At 68.8% G+C, this 16,037-nt stretch carries 12 protein-coding genes; 6 read left to right on the top strand and 6 right to left on the bottom strand.

Going from position 1 to position 16,037, the window contains the following annotated elements:
* The first annotated feature begins 135 nt into the window (after positions 1–135).
* Entirely contained in the window at positions 136–927 is a 792-nt protein-coding gene (locus tag AC2A1K_RS29235; RefSeq protein WP_483899864.1) for a flavin reductase family protein, read from the top strand.
* A gap of 194 nt (positions 928–1,121) precedes the next feature.
* Here the strand turns inward: AC2A1K_RS29235 and AC2A1K_RS29230 are convergent, their stop codons facing one another.
* The 3 genes from AC2A1K_RS29230 to AC2A1K_RS29220 form a co-directional block, all read right to left on the bottom strand.
* Positions 1,122–2,405, bottom strand: a complete 1,284-nt coding sequence (locus AC2A1K_RS29230) for an MFS transporter (RefSeq protein ID WP_483899863.1) — start codon at positions 2,403–2,405, stop codon at positions 1,122–1,124.
* 507 nt (positions 2,406–2,912) lie between these two features.
* A complete protein-coding gene (locus AC2A1K_RS29225) occupies positions 2,913–4,658 on the bottom strand; it encodes an AMP-binding protein (RefSeq protein ID WP_483899862.1) in 1,746 nt (581 codons plus the stop codon).
* A 46-nt stretch (positions 4,659–4,704) separates the two neighbouring features.
* Positions 4,705–6,210 carry an FAD-dependent monooxygenase gene (locus AC2A1K_RS29220; RefSeq protein WP_483899861.1) on the bottom strand — a complete coding sequence of 502 codons (1,506 nt, stop codon included), beginning with the start codon at positions 6,208–6,210 and terminating at the stop codon, positions 4,705–4,707.
* 126 nt (positions 6,211–6,336) lie between these two features.
* Here AC2A1K_RS29220 and AC2A1K_RS29215 point away from each other — a divergent pair, with 126 nt between their 5' ends.
* The 4 genes from AC2A1K_RS29215 (at position 6,337) to AC2A1K_RS29200 (ending at position 9,289) form a co-directional block, all read left to right on the top strand.
* Positions 6,337–6,981 (top strand): VOC family protein, encoded by a 645-nt coding sequence (locus tag AC2A1K_RS29215; protein ID WP_483899860.1) that lies wholly within the window; start codon positions 6,337–6,339, stop codon positions 6,979–6,981.
* Positions 6,978–7,223 carry a hypothetical protein gene (locus AC2A1K_RS29210; protein ID WP_483899859.1) on the top strand — a complete coding sequence of 82 codons (246 nt, stop codon included), beginning with the start codon at positions 6,978–6,980 and terminating at the stop codon, positions 7,221–7,223. The genes AC2A1K_RS29215 and AC2A1K_RS29210 overlap by 4 nt, the downstream gene beginning before the upstream one ends.
* A complete protein-coding gene (locus AC2A1K_RS29205; protein WP_483899858.1) occupies positions 7,220–8,485 on the top strand; it encodes an alpha/beta fold hydrolase in 1,266 nt (421 codons plus the stop codon). Before AC2A1K_RS29210 ends, AC2A1K_RS29205 begins: the two co-directional genes overlap by 4 nt.
* A 72-nt stretch (positions 8,486–8,557) precedes the next feature.
* Positions 8,558–9,289 carry a TetR/AcrR family transcriptional regulator gene (locus AC2A1K_RS29200; RefSeq protein ID WP_483899857.1) on the top strand — a complete coding sequence of 244 codons (732 nt, stop codon included), beginning with the start codon at positions 8,558–8,560 and terminating at the stop codon, positions 9,287–9,289.
* A gap of 155 nt (positions 9,290–9,444) precedes the next feature.
* Here AC2A1K_RS29200 and AC2A1K_RS29195 read toward each other — a convergent pair whose 3' ends face one another.
* The gene (locus AC2A1K_RS29195; protein ID WP_483899856.1) at positions 9,445–9,681 is read right to left on the bottom strand and encodes a hypothetical protein; all 237 of its coding nucleotides are present in this window, start codon (positions 9,679–9,681) and stop codon (positions 9,445–9,447) included.
* A 996-nt stretch (positions 9,682–10,677) separates the two neighbouring features.
* Here AC2A1K_RS29195 and AC2A1K_RS29190 point away from each other — a divergent pair.
* On the top strand, positions 10,678–11,925 hold the full coding sequence (locus AC2A1K_RS29190) for a cytochrome P450 (RefSeq protein WP_483899855.1): 1,248 nt from the start codon (positions 10,678–10,680) through the stop codon (positions 11,923–11,925).
* A 155-nt stretch (positions 11,926–12,080) separates the two neighbouring features.
* Here AC2A1K_RS29190 and AC2A1K_RS29185 read toward each other — a convergent pair whose 3' ends face one another.
* Positions 12,081–14,783 carry a PEP/pyruvate-binding domain-containing protein gene (locus AC2A1K_RS29185; RefSeq protein WP_483899854.1) on the bottom strand — a complete coding sequence of 901 codons (2,703 nt, stop codon included), beginning with the start codon at positions 14,781–14,783 and terminating at the stop codon, positions 12,081–12,083.
* Positions 14,780–15,781: a hypothetical protein gene (locus AC2A1K_RS29180; protein WP_483899853.1), complete on the bottom strand. Its 1,002-nt coding sequence runs from the start codon at positions 15,779–15,781 to the stop codon at positions 14,780–14,782. Before AC2A1K_RS29180 ends, AC2A1K_RS29185 begins: the two co-directional genes overlap by 4 nt.
* Between the last annotated feature and the right edge of the window lie 256 nt (positions 15,782–16,037).

The raw sequence follows: 16,037 nt of genomic DNA, 5'->3' as shown, positions 1-16,037 counted from the left end.
TCAAGGGCCGAGAACTTGGCGCGAGGGTCGTCCCGATCGAGGACAGGCCCCCCACTAACCGGCGCCGTGCGTGACCGACGTTACCGCCATGCGACAGGCCCGTCAACAATCTCGACGGATGCGACGACGAGCTCTATGGTTCAGCCAGACGAGGTGACGTCGCCCGAGACGTTGGCGCACAGTCACCTTGGGATCGTCCAGCTCCGCGCCGCCGGGGTGCAGGCGAGCGACTTGCTCCATGGAGCCGCTGCCGATGATCGCATTCGCGACACACACACGGCGCCGAGTGGCCGCTCGACCGATGCTGTGTCTCCCGACCAAGCGCATGAGGACGTGTTCGACGCGAGAGCCGAGCTTCGATCCTCCGCTCATCGATGCGACCTCGAGTTCCGCTCCGGGCGGTCCTCGACGAGGAGAAGCAGGATGCTAGAGCTCGAGCCGGTGAGCAGTGACCCGACGCGGCTCCATCGGGCCTATGGGTGCTTACCCAGTGGCGTGACCGCGATCTGCGCCGCGGACTCTGAGGCGAAGCCGGCGGGCATGTCAGCGAGCTCAGTCACTTCGGTTTCCTTAAGTCCGCCGCTGGTGTCGGTGTGCATGCAGAACACATCCACCACTTGGCCGAAGCTGCGGGCCCTCCCCCGAGTCGGCGTCAGCGTGCTCGCAACGGACCAGGATCGGGCGGCACAGCGTCTGGCGTCGAAGGACAGCGAGGGGTTCGGAGACCTCAACTGGACACGCACCGAGGACGGCAGCATGCTCGTGCACGGGGCAGCGGCCTGGCTGGAGCGCACAGCACAGACCGAGATTGCGGCCGGCGACCACCGCATCGTGCTCCTGCGTCTCCACGCGGTGGCGGCGTGGCCTGGGCGTACTCCGCTGGTGTTCCATGCCAGCCGGTTCCGTCGCCTCGAAGAGATCGCGTGATCTCGCTGTCGAGCGAGTCAGCGAGGGACGGCTCGTCGTCTTCGCCGCCTCCGACGAGCTCTGGGATCACAGGTCCGGTCCGACCGCGCCGGGCCGAGCCGACCGCGCCGGGGCGGGGCGGGGCGTTCGGGGTAGAAGTGAGACCCGAGCCACCCGTGGCCTCCGGCGACGGCCCGCCACTCTCGATGTCCTGATCAGCTCCTCCCCATCTCCATCGCCGGCGGCGGCTCGACGCCGTCCCCGGACTCGGCCTGGTCGACGACGTTGCGCCGTTCGCGCGCGGGCACGGCGAACGCGGCGAGCGCGCCGAGCAGGGCGATGGCGGCGAAGAACCCGAAGTTCCAACCGAGCCCCAGGCCGGACCCGACGAGATAGCCGCCGATGATGGGTCCGGCGACCGCGCCGAGGCGCCCGATCCCGGTGCTGAGGCCGAGGGCCGTGGCTCGCGTGCGGTCATGGAAGTAGGTGGCGACGTAGCCGAACACGACGATCTGCGTGCCGACGGAGGCGGCTCCGGCCACGGCGATGATGAAGTAGAGGATGATCGGCGGCAGGGGGATCGTCAGCGCTCCGATCGCGAGCGCACCGAGGACGAAGGCCGCTCCGGCCACCGGGCGACCGCCGTGGCGGTCAGCGAGCGCTGAGCCCGCGAGCGCGCCGGCGATGCCACCCAGGTTGAACACGACGAGGAACGCGATGGCCGGTCCGAGCGCGTAGCCGCCCTGGCGCATGAGTTGCGGCAGCCATGTGTTGAGACCGTAGACGAGCAGGAAGCCGCAGACGTTGGCGAGCGCGAACAGGGTGATGGCGAGCATCGCGCGGGCCCCGCGCAAACGTTCCTTGCCTGGTGTCGCCGCTGCGGCGGCGCGGCGCGGCTCGAAGCCCGGCGACTCGGGGAGTCGCCAGATCGCCAGCGGAACGAGGGTCACCAACGCGAGGCCGCCGAGGGCGAAGAGCACGCGGAAGCCCAGCGGTTCCAGCAGGATTGCGCCCAGGAACCCGGCGAGTACGCCACCGACGGGGAAGCCGCACAGCATCAGGGCGTTGAGCAGGTTGCGACGGCGGGGTTCGACCGACTCCACGACGAGCGCGATCGCTGTCGGTGCAAGTCCACCGAAGCCGAGACCGGCCAGGAACCGTCCGAGACCGAGCAGGCCGGGGTTGGGTGCGGCGGCGACGACGAGCATCATGAGCGAGAACAGGACCACGCAGCCGATAAACAGTTTCCGGCGTCCGAAGCGGTCGGCAAGGCTGCCCGCTGCGATGGCGCCGAGGAACATGCCGAGCAGGGCGTAGCTGCCGATGACGCCGACCTGCTGCGGGGTGAGGTCCCACTCGGGGTGCTCGAGCAGGGCGGGGACGGCCGAGCCGTAGACGATGAGGTCGTAACCGTCGAAGACGATCGCGGCGAAGCCGATGCCGACGACTGTGCGGCCGCCTCTCGATCCAGGGGTCGCTGTCGTCGGGCTGGCGTTCATCGGGTCTCCTGTGGTGATGGTGTGGTTGGCTAAGTGGTGGGGACCTCGGCGCACAAGGAGGCGGGCGGGCCGCCGAGCGCCGCGAGGACCTCGTCGGTGTGGGCGCCGAGGTCGGAGCCGCGGGAACTCACGGGCGCGGAGCGGGCTCCCAGCACCGGACGACGTCCGGGAAGCCGACGTGGCGCGGTCGGCTCGCGCCCGTGTCGACCTCGAATTACTGGATCACTTCGCGGGCCGCGTACTGGAGGTCGGCGCAGATGTCGGCCGGGGTGTCGATGGACTCGGCGGGTACCGCGGCCTCGTCGAGGGTGTGGAGCGCGCCGCGATGGGCTCGCAGCGCCCACCGCCGGCAGGTTGCCGCCCAATCTCGGCACCGAGGTGATCAAGATAGGCAGGGCCGCCCGTTGGTGGTCGGCGGGAGCGTCGTCCTGGTGGTCGTGTGCGCTCACGGCGTTCCTCGACTCCTGACGTCGCGCCGACACCGTCACTGCTCGGCTCGCCGCTCCGTCAGGGGTGCGCCGCAGGAGCCGCGACGAGCCCGGGCTCGTCGGACGTCGACGGCCGGGCGGCGCGGCTCGACACCTCCGCGACGAGTTGCTTCTTGTCAATCTTCCCGATAGGCGTCAGCGGGAGCTCGGCGATGATCTCGAGGTGTTCGGGCCACTTGAAGCGGGCGACCTCACGCTGCTCCAGGAACCGCTGGACGTCAGCCAGCTCAAGATCGAGCGTGGCTCCGGTGGGCTCGACGCAGACGCAGGCGCGCTCGCCAAGCCGTTCGTCGGGGACGGGAACGAGGGCGACCCGGCGGATTCCCGGCATCTCCGCGACCAGCGACTCAACCTCGGACGAGGCGATCTTCTCCCCGCCCCGACTGATCAGGTCCTTGGTCCGTCCCTCGTAGGTGAAGCAGCGGACGCCGTCGATGTCCTGCTCGCGCAGAAGGTCGCCGGTGCGGTAGAAGCCGTCCGGGGAGAACGCCTCGCGGTTGCGTACGGGCTCGTCGAGGTAGCCGCGGATGGTGTAAGGGCCGCGACAGCAGAGCTCTCCGACCTCGCCGACCGCGACCGGGGTGTCGCTTCCCGGTTCGACGATGCGGATCTCGTCGAGGGCGGAGAGCTCGTGGCCGACCGATCGCCGGCGCACCTCGGGCGGGTCGTCCGGCGAGGTGACGGTGCACTGCCCTTCACCCATGCCGTAGAGCCCCATCACGTGAACGCCGAGGCCTTCGAACTCACTGAACAGCTCCTGGGTGACCGGCGCGATGGTGAAGGTCACCTGCCGAACGGCTGCCATGGCGTCACGGAAGCGGGGGTGGCGGCGCAACTCGGGCACGAGGCCGGGAAAAAGGACCAGGTCGGTGACGCCGTACCGGGCCATCGCCGGGAGGAGTGCGTCCGGGTCGGCGTTGGCGACGACGAAGGCACCGCCGACGGCGTGGACGCTGTGCAGGGCGCAGACGATGCCGGCATTGTGGACCAGGGGGCCGAAGTGGGTGACCCGTGTGCTCGGGGCCCACCGTTGGCGCTGGGCATAGGCGAGGGCGTTGTACCAGTACTCGCCGTGCAGACGAGGGATCACCTTGGGGGTCCCCGTGGTCCCCCCGGACAGCTGGAAGACCGCGACGTCCTCGTCATCGACAGCGCGCTGTGTCGCCTCCACGATGGCGCGCGCGTCCTCGGGAGCGATGTCCCGCCCGACATCCTCGAGACGCGGCGGGCGCGATCCGGCGGCAGCGCCGACGGTCAAGACCACGCGGCGGTCCTCGGCGTCCTCGGCGTCCTCGGCGTCCTTGGCCGCCTCGCCGGCCAGACGTTCGGCGAACTCCACGAGATCGAACTTCGTGGTCGCGTCGACGACGTGGCCCCGTGCCCGAGTGATGGCGGCGATCTCGCGGATCTCGTGTCCGCGGTGCACGCTGAGCGTGGCCACGGGGATGAGCGCGGCCTTGATGAGCCCGTACCAGGCCAGGACCGTCCCGACCGAGTTGTCGAGCTGCAGCAGGACGGCGTCGCCCGGCCGGAGGTGGTGCCCGCGCAGCAGGCCCGCCGCAATCCGGTCGGTCCGGCTGTCGAGCTCCGCCCAGGTGAGCGCCTGCTCAGGTCCTGCAAGGGCCAGGTCGTCGGGGCGCGCGATAGCGACGCGGTGCAATTCGGTCCCGATGGTGGCACCGGCCCACAGGCCGTCCGCCCGGTACCGCTCGACGCGGTCGTCCGGGTGCCGGACGACGACGTCGCGCCAGGTCGACAGTTTCATGGCAACTCCACGATGAGGAAAGTGATCCGGTGGCGGACCGCTGGTTCTACGGCGTGAGGACGGAGGTGGTGTCGAGCCGCCCCGAGACGAGGGCGTCGGCGACGTCGTCGAGGCGCTCGGGCCGCGCGGCCACGTGGACACCGAGGCCGGTCTCGGTGCGGACGCGCTCGGCGAGGGCGAGCCGGTCGAGCAGGGCGCCGCGAGAGTCGGCCCCGACGAGCTCCACCTCGCCGCTGCCCGAGGCCCGCAGCGAGCAGGCCTTCTCCACGATCTCGGTCGCCTCGTCGCCCCAGGGGTCGGCGCAGTCGCCGGGGAGCTGGGTCTCCACAGGTGTCGCCGTCGCGCGCTCGACCAGCCAGCGGGAGAGCCCAACCAGTGGGAGATCCTCCGACGCGACGTCGGCGCACTGCGCCACCGCGGACCGGACCAGCGACGGCGCCGAACTCGCCAGCGCGTCGACGGACACCACCCCGGCCCGGGTGAGGAAGGCGATCGCCAGGCGCTCCGGGCTGAGGTGCAGACGGCTGCCCAGCGACTCCCACCAGAGCTGGCTGCGGCGTGCCCGGTCCTGGAACGTCTCGACCTGCGGGCGGCGCCGGGCCTCGTAGGCCGCCGCGGCCGCCGCGAAGGTCGGCTCCGCGGCGATGGCCTCGTCCAGGGCGATGGCGCTCTCCATGGCCAGCTTGGTGCCCGACCCGACGGAGGGGTGCGCGTTGGCGGCCGCGTCCCCGAGCAACACGACGTTGCCGTGCGACCACCGCTCGCACGTCACCGTGCGGAACAGCGCCCACTGGGACTTGTTCCCGATCAGGGGCCGTCCACCGAGAGCGTCGGCGAAAGCCGCCGACAGGTACTCGATCGCCCGCTGGTCGGTGCCGTGGGTCGAGACCTCGGAGGTGTCGAACCCGGCGCGGCGCCAGCTCTCCTCGTCGGTCTCGACCACCCACGTCGACCGGTCCGGTCCATAGGGGTAGGCGTGGGCGACGAACAGGCCATCGTCGGTCGTCACCGGCTCGAAGACCATGCCGTCGAGCAGCGCCTCGCTGCCACACCAGATGAACAGGCCCCGCCCCTGCGAGACCCGCGCCCCGAGCTCACGGGCGAAGCTCTGACGGCTCGCACTCGACACCCCGTCGGCGGCCACGACCAGATCGGCCGCGGCGGCGATCTCCTCGACGTTGACCGACGTGCCCACACGGACCTCGACGCCGGCCTCGACGGCGCGGCGATGCAGATCGCGCAGCAGGCGTGCACGACCGATCGCGACGCCACTGTGGAACCCGGGGATCTCCACGTCCCCGGTCGGCAGACGGAACCGGGCCGTCGAGTAGCTGTGGGCCGCGGCCAGCACGTCGGCGTGCACGTCCCGGTCAGCCGCCCGGAGCGAGCGCAGCGTCCCACCGCTGAGCCCCACCCCGAAGCCGAAGGTCTCGAGCGGGGGAAGGCGCTCGTAGACCACGACCTCCCACGACGGCTGCCGCAACGCGATCAGTCGCGCTGCGAACAGTCCGCCGGGGCCCCCACCGATCACGGCCACCCGTCTGCCTGCCATGTCGCAAAGAGATACCGGTCACCAGCATTCTAGTCAACAAACTCGTCACACACGTTGAAAAGCAGTCTCTGGCGTCGTAACTTTGACACCGACGTCGAGGCCATGCCGACGAGAAGGGGACGTGTCATGACCCAGAGCGAGCATCGGGTACGCGGGGTGGACCACGCCGCGTTCCCGACCTTCGATCCCGTCGCCACGGTGCGCTTCTACCGCGACACGCTGAAGTTCCCGGTCGTCCACTCGATCTGCGCCGCCGGATGGGGCTTCGAGGACCACCCCGACTTCATCCACTTCTTCTTCGACATCGGCAACGACGACCGGATCGCGTTCTTCTACTACTTCGGGCACCGCCCCGTCGGCGACCAGGGCGCCCGGGGGGACGCCTGGGCCCGCCTGCCCGAGGGCACTCCGGAGTTCTTCGCCAACTCGCGACACCTCGCGATCCACGTCGACTCCGAGGCGGACCTCCTCGAGTACCGCCGACGCCTCGACGAGAGCTCGTGGCCGGTCGAGATGCAGGTTCGCCACGAGACCATCGAGTCGATCTACACCCACGACCCCAACGGCTACATGATCGAGCTGACGCGGGCATTGCGACCGGTCACGCCGCAGGAGGACCTCGACGCCAACCTCACGATCGATGCGCTGCTCGACGTCCTCGGCGAGGAGGACGACCCGAGCCTCGGGACGCTGCTCGGCCGTAAGGCCGAGCTGATCGTCGAGCGCGCGGCCGCGTGGGAGCAATCCCAGGAGCAGGAGGTACAGGCGTGACGACCCTCTACGTGCTCGACGTCCCCGAGAACACCTCGATGCCCAAGGTGGCCGGCCTGGACCCCTCGGTCACGGTCGGGCGGGTGGGCCCGTACTTCGAGATCGTCGCCGACGGCACGCTGCTGATCGATCGGCACGCGACCAGCTGCCGGCACGCCGTCTGGTACAGCGTCGTCGCCGGTGTCTCCGGGGGACGGATCGTGCAGCACGACAAGCACGCCCTGCGGATCGAACCGTCATGAGCACGAGCACGACCGAGCGGCTCGGCGACGGCCGCCACGTCGTCGCCGGCGACCGGCCACGAGCCACCGGCACGACCGTCCACGAGATCAGCACCGCTGACGGTGCGACCGTGCACGGCGTGCTCCACCGGGTCCCCGGCGCTCGCGCCGTGGTCTGCCTGATGCACCCGCGGCAGGACTTCACCCACCACACGCTCGTTCCGGGCCTGCTGCGCGCCGGGGTGGACGTGTGGACGCAACACACCCGTTCGGTCAACAACGACCTCGCGCTCCTGCACGAACAGGCGCTGCTCGACGTCGCCGCCGGGCAGGCGTTCCTCCGCGACCGCGGTTACGGGACTGTCGTCCTGCTCGGTCACTCTGGAGGCGGCACGCTCTTCGCGTTCTATCAGGAGCAGGCAGCCAGCGCGCCCGACCGACGTGATACGAAGTCCCCCGGCGGTCGCCCCACCGGCTTCGCCGATGCGGTGATGCCGCCGGCGGACGCACTGATCTTCCTGGCACCGCACCCCGGCCAGGGCCGGCTGCTCCTCGGGTGCATCGACCCCTCCGTGGCCGACGAGGGCGACCCCCTCTCGGTGGTACCCGAGCTGGACGCCTATGACCCGGCCAACGGGTTCGCCGAACCGCCGACGAGCGCGACATACAGCGCCGACTTCCTCGTCCGCTACCGCGACGCGCAGCGCGAACGGGTCGCCCGCCTCGACGCCGTCGCGCGCGAGCACGTCGCACGCGCCGGCGAGGCGCGGGCCGCGTCCAAGCGGACCGGGGACGTCGCCGACCGCCGGCGCGCACTCGCTCCGAGGATCATCACGGTCTTCCGCACCGACGCCGACCCCCGCACGGTCGACCTCTCCCTGGACGCCAACGAGCGACCGTACGGATCGGTCTTCGGCCGCCGACCGGACCTCATCAACTACGGCCTGGTCGGCTTCGGACGCCTCAGCACCCCCGAGGCCTGGCTCTCCACCTGGTCGGCCCTGAGCACACGGGCCGACTTCGTCCGCTGCGCCCCCGGCGTCGTCGTCCCGACCCTGTTCCTGGAACTGACCGGGGACCAGGCGGCGTTCCCCACCGTCAGCAAGGAGATGGTTGGCGCCCTCGGCGCGCCCGACCTGACCCACCTCCGGGTGCGCGGCACACACTTCGGCGGAGCCGTCTCCCCCGGTGAACCCACCGGCACCGACCTCGCCGGGCAAGAGATCCGCACCTGGTTGCGGAGCCGCGTCGAGCTGACCCCACCCCGACGTGACGACGACTAGCCCAACGTTCCCCACCTCATCGCGCCGTCCGCCGCCACGGAACGGCATGACCGCGACGGGTACGGTCGCCCGGTGAGCACCGACGGCGACACCGACACAGGACAGTCCTCGGCTCGCCGCGGACTCGTCATGTCGGAGATCTACACGCAGGCCGCGCGCCTATTCGCCGAGCGTGGTTTCGCGGGGACGAGCCTCGGTGACGTCGCCAAGGCATGCGGGTTCAGCCGCCAAGGGCTCTACCACTACGTCAAGAGCAAAGAAGAGCTCTTCGAGCACCTCGTCACCGACATCACGCGCTCTCCCACCTCGGAGCTCCGAGCCATCAACGCGCGGACCGACCTCGACGCGAGAGGGAGGCTCCGCGCGATCGCCCGGGCGATCGCGACCCACCGCGCCGAGAACCCCCACAGCTTCCTGCTCGCGGTACGGTCCGAGGCCAACCTCCCCGACAACCTCTCCGGCGAACACCGAGAAGGCAAGAAGGCCGTCCTCGACGAGATCGTCCTCGCCGTCGCCGCCGGCCAGCGCAGCGGACTGTTCCGTCAGGAGGTCGACCCGAGGGTCGCCTCGCTCAGCATCCTGGGCATGCTCAACTGGGTCGCCTGGTGGTTCAACCCCAGCGGCCGGGACACCGCCCAGACGGTCGGTGACGAAGTCGCCGACCTCGCAGTCGCCGTGGTCGCGCAGTCGCCACACACGATCGCCCCCACCGACCCCGACAGCGCCTTCGCCGTCCTGCGGGACAACCTCGATGCCCTCGAGTACGCCGTCAAGACGGCCGCCGACCGACGGTCGCGCTCCTGACAGCGGAGCACAGAACCAGCGGTCGCGCCTGCGAAAACCCGTCTCTAATGATCACGGCGTTGCCCGCTCTCCACTCCCTCGCCACCGGAGGTTGGCCCCAGCGCCGAACATTTCAGACACCCCCCTGCGCCACGCCGCCGCCCCCTAGCAGCCGGTCAACCGGGGGGAACGTCAGCCTCCGCGACACCCGGATGCGGCGCGATGCGACGGGCGTACTCACCGAGAGTGGCGTCGAGGTGCCTATCAAGAGCCGCCTCGAGAGCGGCGTGGGCCGCTTCGGTCGCCACAGGGCGAATGCGGGACGCGAAGTCGACGACCGTCGGGATCTCCTCAGGCGTCGGCAGCGATCCTGCGTCTCGGCCGGCGAGAAGGTGCTCGGTCATTACCTTCACGGGGCCACGAGCGGTGGCATCGACGGGCTGCTGGAGCTCGGTGGCCAGGCAAGGAATCGCGACACGCCCATCGCGCCGCGTGCCGGGGGCGGCCCGCGCTCCCGGTAGGTGCGGACGTCGCGCACCGTGGCGCCGGCGGCCTGGCGAGCTCGTCGATCCGGTGCTCGGTCGTCGCGCCGGTCACCGTAGACGCTCGGCCAGGGTGGTGTCGTGAGCTCGCAACTGGGCCTGCAAGTTGGCAGCGAGAGTGGAGGTCAGGGGTAGCTGCTCACCACCGCCGCCTCGGTGGTGTCGGTTCCGGTGATCTGATCACCGCCTGAGGGCCCCACCGTCGGCACGACACGACGAGGGAACGCGACTCCCTACTCGGGCCACCCGCGGGGACCTCTACCTGGCCAACACCGGGGCTTTTCATGGCCACGGACAAGAGCAAGACCCCCACGGCGCGGCCTCCCGACTCGCTCGCGACCGGCCCAACCTCGCGAGCAGAGACCACCGCAACCGCAACGGCGGAGACCGCGTTGCCGCCCAGGACGTCACACCGGCCCACCCCCGAAGGTCGCCCATCACAGTGCTCAAGATAGCAGAGCTGGGCGCGAGGGGTTCACCCGCAGGCAATATCGTATCCGAGCTGCAAAGGTAAATACAGCAACCCGTTGGCCGAAATCGCAGCGGCGCAGCGCATGCGGGATGGCGAGGCAGAGCCTAAGCGCCTTGGCGGTGCACACTAAACCGCATGTCCAACGCTGGCGAGTCGTCCGGCCGGAGGTGGTGGACCCACGAGCGCCGGGGTCGACCGCAGGACTGGCAACCCTCCCCGTCGACTCGATTGCTGACCGCCCTTCGGCACGATAACCTCGCAGCGCCGTGTGTCCCATATCACGATGGCGAGCCGCGAGCTCGTCCCCTGACGAATGCGAGGCCTATCCGATGACCTCTCTCGAGGGTGACCCGACCGTCCGGTACGATCCGTGTTCCCCGCTGGTGAAGCCTTCCGTGGAGGATCACTTCGCGGAGCTCCGGGGGCGCTGCCCAGTCCATCACCACAGGTTCTCCGACCAGCAGCTCCGGGAGATCAACGACAATCCTTTCGTCTCCGGGCGGGTCGATGAGATGTACTCGTTACTGAAGTACCGCGACGTGGAGTCGTGCTTGAGGAAGCCGGAGGAGTTCCTCAACATCGAGGGCTCGGGGCCCGAGCGCATGGCGCCTCCCCCGGGGGGCGGCATGCTCGTCTGGTCCGACGGCGAGGCCCACCGCAGGTCGCGTCGTATCACGCTGCAGGCCTTCGCCCCACGCGCGATCGCTCCGCTCGAGCCGATGCTGTCGGGCCGGGTCCACGACCTGATCGACGAGCTCGCGGAGAAAGGCTCGGGTGACCTGCTGCAGGACTTCGCCCTTCCGCTGACCAGTGGAATGATGGCGTATTTCCTCGGCCTGCCCCTCGACCTTAGCCCCCGGCTGCAGGAATGGGCATTCGCGATCCTCGGCACACACGGCGGGGACGACGATGCCGTCGAGCGCGGCGGTCGCGCCATGACCGAGATTTCCGAGCTGATGGCCGAGGTGGTCGCCGACCGGAGGGCGGCTCGGCAACGCGGGCAGCAGCGCGACGATGCGGTCACGCTCCTCATGGAGGCCCAGGACGACCACGGCAGCATGTTCAGCACGGACGAGGTCGTGAACGCGGTCGTGCAGCTCGTCGGCGCCGGGTTCGAGACCAGTGCCACCGCGATCGCGAACGGCGTGTACCTGTTGTGCACCAACCCGGAGGAACGCCGCAAGTTGGATCGGACGCCGGAGCTGCTCGACAGTGCGGTTGAGGAGGTCTTGCGCCACATGGCGCCGATCGAGGGGATGTTCCGGACGACGGCGAACGCCCTCGACTTCGCCGGCACGGCGTTCCCCGCTGGAGCCAAGGTCCGGGCGGTTGTCGCGTCCGCCAACATGGACGAGGACGTGTTCTCTGAGCCACGCCGGTTCCGGATCGATCGCGACCGATCCGAGCTGCGCAGACACCTCGCGTTCGGGAAGGGGCCGCATAGCTGTTTGGGAAGCGCATTGGCCCGGATGGAGATCCGGGTTGCCTTCGCGGGCTTGTTCGGCCGAATCCCCGGACTCGAGCTCGACCCGAAAGATCGCCCCACCCGCAACCCCATCATGATCCTGCACGGCTACGACCGGTTGCCGGTGCGGTGGGAGCCCTCGACGGTCCTCCCGAGACCCCTGCCGGAGCAGGGCTGATCCCACCGGTCACGGAAGCGCGCCGCGGCCGTGCCTCGGCCCGCTGGGGGAGGGCCGCCATGTGGCGGTCCTCCCCCAGCGAGATCACCTGGCACTCACGACTCGCCACTGACCCCGTGCCCTCGGCTCGCCAACAGCCCGGGACCCGGTCGGTCTCAGTCGATGAGTTCCACACTGCCGGTCTGCCCGTCGATACGGACTACGGCGCCGTCCGGGATGAACTTGGTCGCGCGGGGCAGATGCACCGCTGGCATGCCCAGTTCCCGTGCCAGGCACGAGGCGTGCGCGAGCATCCCGCCCGTCTCGCACACGATGCCCGAGACGACGTGGAACGCGGGGGTCCAGCCCGGGTCGGTCTTGTTGACCACCATGATGTCGCCGCTGCGCAGGCCCCCGATCTCCTCCAGGCGCTTGATCACCCGAGCCGTACCCGTGACGGAACCCTGGCTCGTCCCGGTGCCTTTCAGACCGCCGGCGATGTTCACGCCGTCGGTGACCCCGTGCTCGGCATCGGCACGCTGGAAGCGCGCCAGGTAGTGGGGGCTGTCGGCGATGTTCCCTTCGATTTGCTCAACGTTGCGCCGGCGCGCCGCGACTTTCGCGGCGGTCAACCGCGTGTTCGCGCGACCGTCCATGACGGCGAACAGTTCCTCCATGGTGAGGAAGTAGAACGCGTCGTCCTCTGTGAGGAGCCCACGTTCTTGGAGTCGTCGGCCGACCTCAACGAAGCCACGCTTCATCGCCATCATCTCGCGGTCCTCGATCTCACGATGGTCGTCCCGGAGCATGAGCATCTTCATCACGTAGTCCAGCGTGCCGCGGAACACTTGCTCGCGGATCCATCCCCACGGCTTCTGTCGCAGATTTGCTGCTACCTCCTCGACGAGCAGGCAGCGTCGACTCTCGGTTTCTTGTTCTTTTTGTTTCGGGTCGACCGTCGAGGTGATGAGCGCATTCAAAGCCTGGAGGTCAATCGAGGGGTCCTCGCAACGACGAGGGTAGAAGATGTCCCGGTCGGCCATCCCACGGAATCCCCATCTCGCCCGGAAGCCTTCGTATTCCTCCAACCATGCCCGGCCTTCAGGTGTGGCTCTGACCGTGGTGAAGAACTCCGCCCCGTCGTCGCGTAGGAGCAGTTCCATCAATGCCGGTGAGCTCGCGATGCTTTGCGCAAGTTTCCAGAGCTCGTAGGATTCGATCATGGTGGCCGTGGCTCGGGGTGTTCCTGTAATGAGATCCAGGAACACGTTCTCATGGGGCCCGTCGTACCAACGCGCGACGATCTGGGCGAGCAGCCCGAGCGTGTCTCTGCCGTGGATGAACAGCCCGCTCCAGATGTCGGTGGCGTACTGTCCCTCCCAGCGCACCCGCTCGAGCACGTAACGCCGGAGCGCGCTGTCTGATAGGCAGCCCAGCTGCTGGACGCTCAGCCCCTCCTGCTCGTCGACGCGGTTGCGGGCGTAGTCGTAGATGGTCTCGAACCACGTTGCGATTCCCTGAGACTTGTCCAGGAACTGGCACCGCGCTTGGAGCTTGATGTATGACATGAGACTGAAGGGTGCGTCTAGCACTTCCTGATGCCACGCCGTCGGGATGTTCGCCAGGAGCCCGGGACGGTGCGACGGCCACGATGTCCGCGCGACGGTCTGCTTCTCCAGTGAGCAGTTGTAGTAGGCGGTTCCCTTGTAGTACTGGAACACCCGCAGACCGGCAAGATCTGGGTTTCCCAGGATCTTGTGGAAGTACTCGTTGGTCCAGGTTAAGGTGCGCGCGCGGCACGAGTAGAATAATGGTGTGATGGCGCCGGTCCACACCTCGTCCGCCCACGATCGCGTCCACACCTGGTCGTCGGGCGCCGTGGGCAGCCATTGCCAGTCGTCGATCTCCGCGTCCCACGAGAAGGCGACGCCGGTCACGGGCCGGGCTTGGAGCAGAAGGAAGGTCCCGTCGCGCAGTGCCCACTCGAGATCCTGGGGGAAGCCGTCGTTGAATTCCTGGACACGCCGACCCAGCTCGCCGAGTTCCCCGAGTTGTGTGTCGTCCAGGGTGAAACGGGCGCGGTCAGTGTCGGGGACGGGCACGGTGATGGTGCCCGTCCCGACGTGCGGGTCCCGGACCACCTTCTCGTCTTTGGTCCCCAAGGTGCGGTCGACGACGTGCAGGTCGTTCGCGGCGAGGACGAACTCGTCGGGTGTGATAGACCCGCTCACGACCGCCTCTCCGAGCCCCCAGCTCGCATTGACGATGAGCTCGTCGGTGGCGGTTGTCGTCGGGTTCGCGGTGAACAGAACACCGGCGACCTCGGCGTCCACCATCTGTTGGACTACTACGGCCATTCCCGCGGAGTGGTCGAACTTCTTGGTGCTGCGGTATTGGGCGGCACGTGCTGTCCAGAGCGATGCCCAGCAGCTCCTGATCGCGGACAGCACGGCGTCGGCTCCGCGGACGTCGAGGTAGGTGTCGTGCAGTCCGGCGAAGGAGGCCTCCTCGAGGTCCTCGTCCACGCCCGAGGAGCGAACCGCCACAAAGGGATCGTCGCCGAGTGTGGTGTAGCAGCGGCGGATCTGTTCGGCGATGCCCTCGGGGATCTCCCGCGCCGTCACCAGCGTACGGATCTGTGCGGTCATTCGATCCAGTTCGGCGGCGTCGTCGAACGACAGCTCCGCGGCGAGCTCGGCGAGCTTTTCGTCGAGGCCGGTGTCGCGGAGGAAAGCTTGGTACGCCTCGGTCGTCACGACGAACCCGCTCGGCACCGGGAAGCCAGCTTGCGTCAGCTTACCCAGACTGGCGCCCTTGCCACCGCTCAGCGAGTGATCGGCGGCACGCTCGTGCTCGAAGTGGAGGACCGCGGGGCTCATGCGCCGCCTCCCCGGACGGGCTGCGGGAGCCTGCTGCGCCGATGGCTTCGTTCGAAGAAGCCGTAGCCGACCGAGCCGTCTTGATCGACGAACCGGGCGATCCCTTCGATCATCACCATCGGGTCGCCGTCGAGCGTCCAATCGACGCCGTTGATGTTGTCGTTGTTCTCGTGGGTGATCGTGATGGGCAGACCGTGCAGGTTCTCCACCTCCAGAACGGTGGTGGTACCGTCCGCGAGCTCCACGTGGACCTGGTTCGTCTCGGGCCCACCGGTGGCGTCGGTGAGCAGCGGACCCTCCAGCCGCAGACCGCTGACCTTCTCTTTCGCCTCACCGCGGAACGCTGCGCCGGAGGTGTGTAGGAGCTCGTCGTCGAGCGCCATGAGACGCATCGTGTGGATGACGGTGTTGGGCATGACGGCCAGGACGAACGCGTGGCTACCGAAGCCGTCCCAGGAACGCACACCGGTCGAATGATCGCTGACTCCGATCCCGTCGAGCGAATACTCGTGCTCACCCACCACCAGTCGTCCCTGAGTGGTGAAGGTCTGCTGCGTGTGCAGCTCACCGGCGAAGCTCAGCGCCTGGTCGGCGTCGGCGGCCATGTTCCACAGCGGGGACGAGGCAAGCGCGTCCACCGACCATCGGACAGTTTCGATCGGCGCGGAGCTCCCTCCGTGTCCGGACGCCAGCCCCTTGATCGAGGTCACCTCGCTCGCGCTGTCGTAGTCAGCGGTCCACCCCGTGTCGTTGAGCCGGTAGCGCAGGGTTCCCGCGTCGAGGGTGTACTCGCCGACGTCGCGGGTCCACAGTCGATCGACAGCGAGCTCGCCGCCGGGCAGGAACGCGACGACCTGCACCCACCAGACGTCAAGATCCTTCCGGAACCGACCCATATGCAGATAGATCCCCACACCTTGGTGCGGGTTCCAACAACACATAAACCGAGTCTCGTTCCATGCGCGGACGGAACGATTGGGCTCGACGTTGCCCTCCATAAGTCCTCCTTGTGACAGTTCGACCTCGCGCGGTGAGCCTCATTCACCGCCTCCGAGCAGATAGCCGGTCTGGTGAGCGGAGCCGTTGGCGGTCGATGGCGGCGAATGCCGCAGCGAGCTGGCTCAGCATCGTTCGATAGTGGCGGCCCTGCGCTATTCGAGCAGATAGCCGGACGCGCGACCCCAGAACAGCCAGTTGACGGGCCGCGTTGATCGCGACACGTCCGAACGGAGCTGCGATACCGAAGTACCGGAC

The sequence above is a fragment of the Actinomycetospora sp. 2LY8.5 genome (assembly GCF_057180585.1).
Note: the sequence above shows the minus strand (reverse complement) of the source record. Positions and strands in the feature narration are given on the sequence as shown.

Coding starts and splice junctions, on each gene's coding strand:
- AC2A1K_RS29235 (WP_483899864.1), top strand. CDS start 136: ATGGTTCAGCCAGACGAGGTGACGTCGCCCGAGACGTTGGCGCACAGT.
- AC2A1K_RS29230 (WP_483899863.1), bottom strand. CDS start 2,405: ATGAACGCCAGCCCGACGACAGCGACCCCTGGATCGAGAGGCGGCCGC.
- AC2A1K_RS29225 (WP_483899862.1), bottom strand. CDS start 4,658: ATGAAACTGTCGACCTGGCGCGACGTCGTCGTCCGGCACCCGGACGAC.
- AC2A1K_RS29220 (WP_483899861.1), bottom strand. CDS start 6,210: ATGGCAGGCAGACGGGTGGCCGTGATCGGTGGGGGCCCCGGCGGACTG.
- AC2A1K_RS29215 (WP_483899860.1), top strand. CDS start 6,337: ATGACCCAGAGCGAGCATCGGGTACGCGGGGTGGACCACGCCGCGTTC.
- AC2A1K_RS29205 (WP_483899858.1), top strand. CDS start 7,220: ATGAGCACGAGCACGACCGAGCGGCTCGGCGACGGCCGCCACGTCGTC.
- AC2A1K_RS29185 (WP_483899854.1), bottom strand. CDS start 14,783: ATGAGCCCCGCGGTCCTCCACTTCGAGCACGAGCGTGCCGCCGATCAC.
- AC2A1K_RS29180 (WP_483899853.1), bottom strand. CDS start 15,781: ATGGAGGGCAACGTCGAGCCCAATCGTTCCGTCCGCGCATGGAACGAG.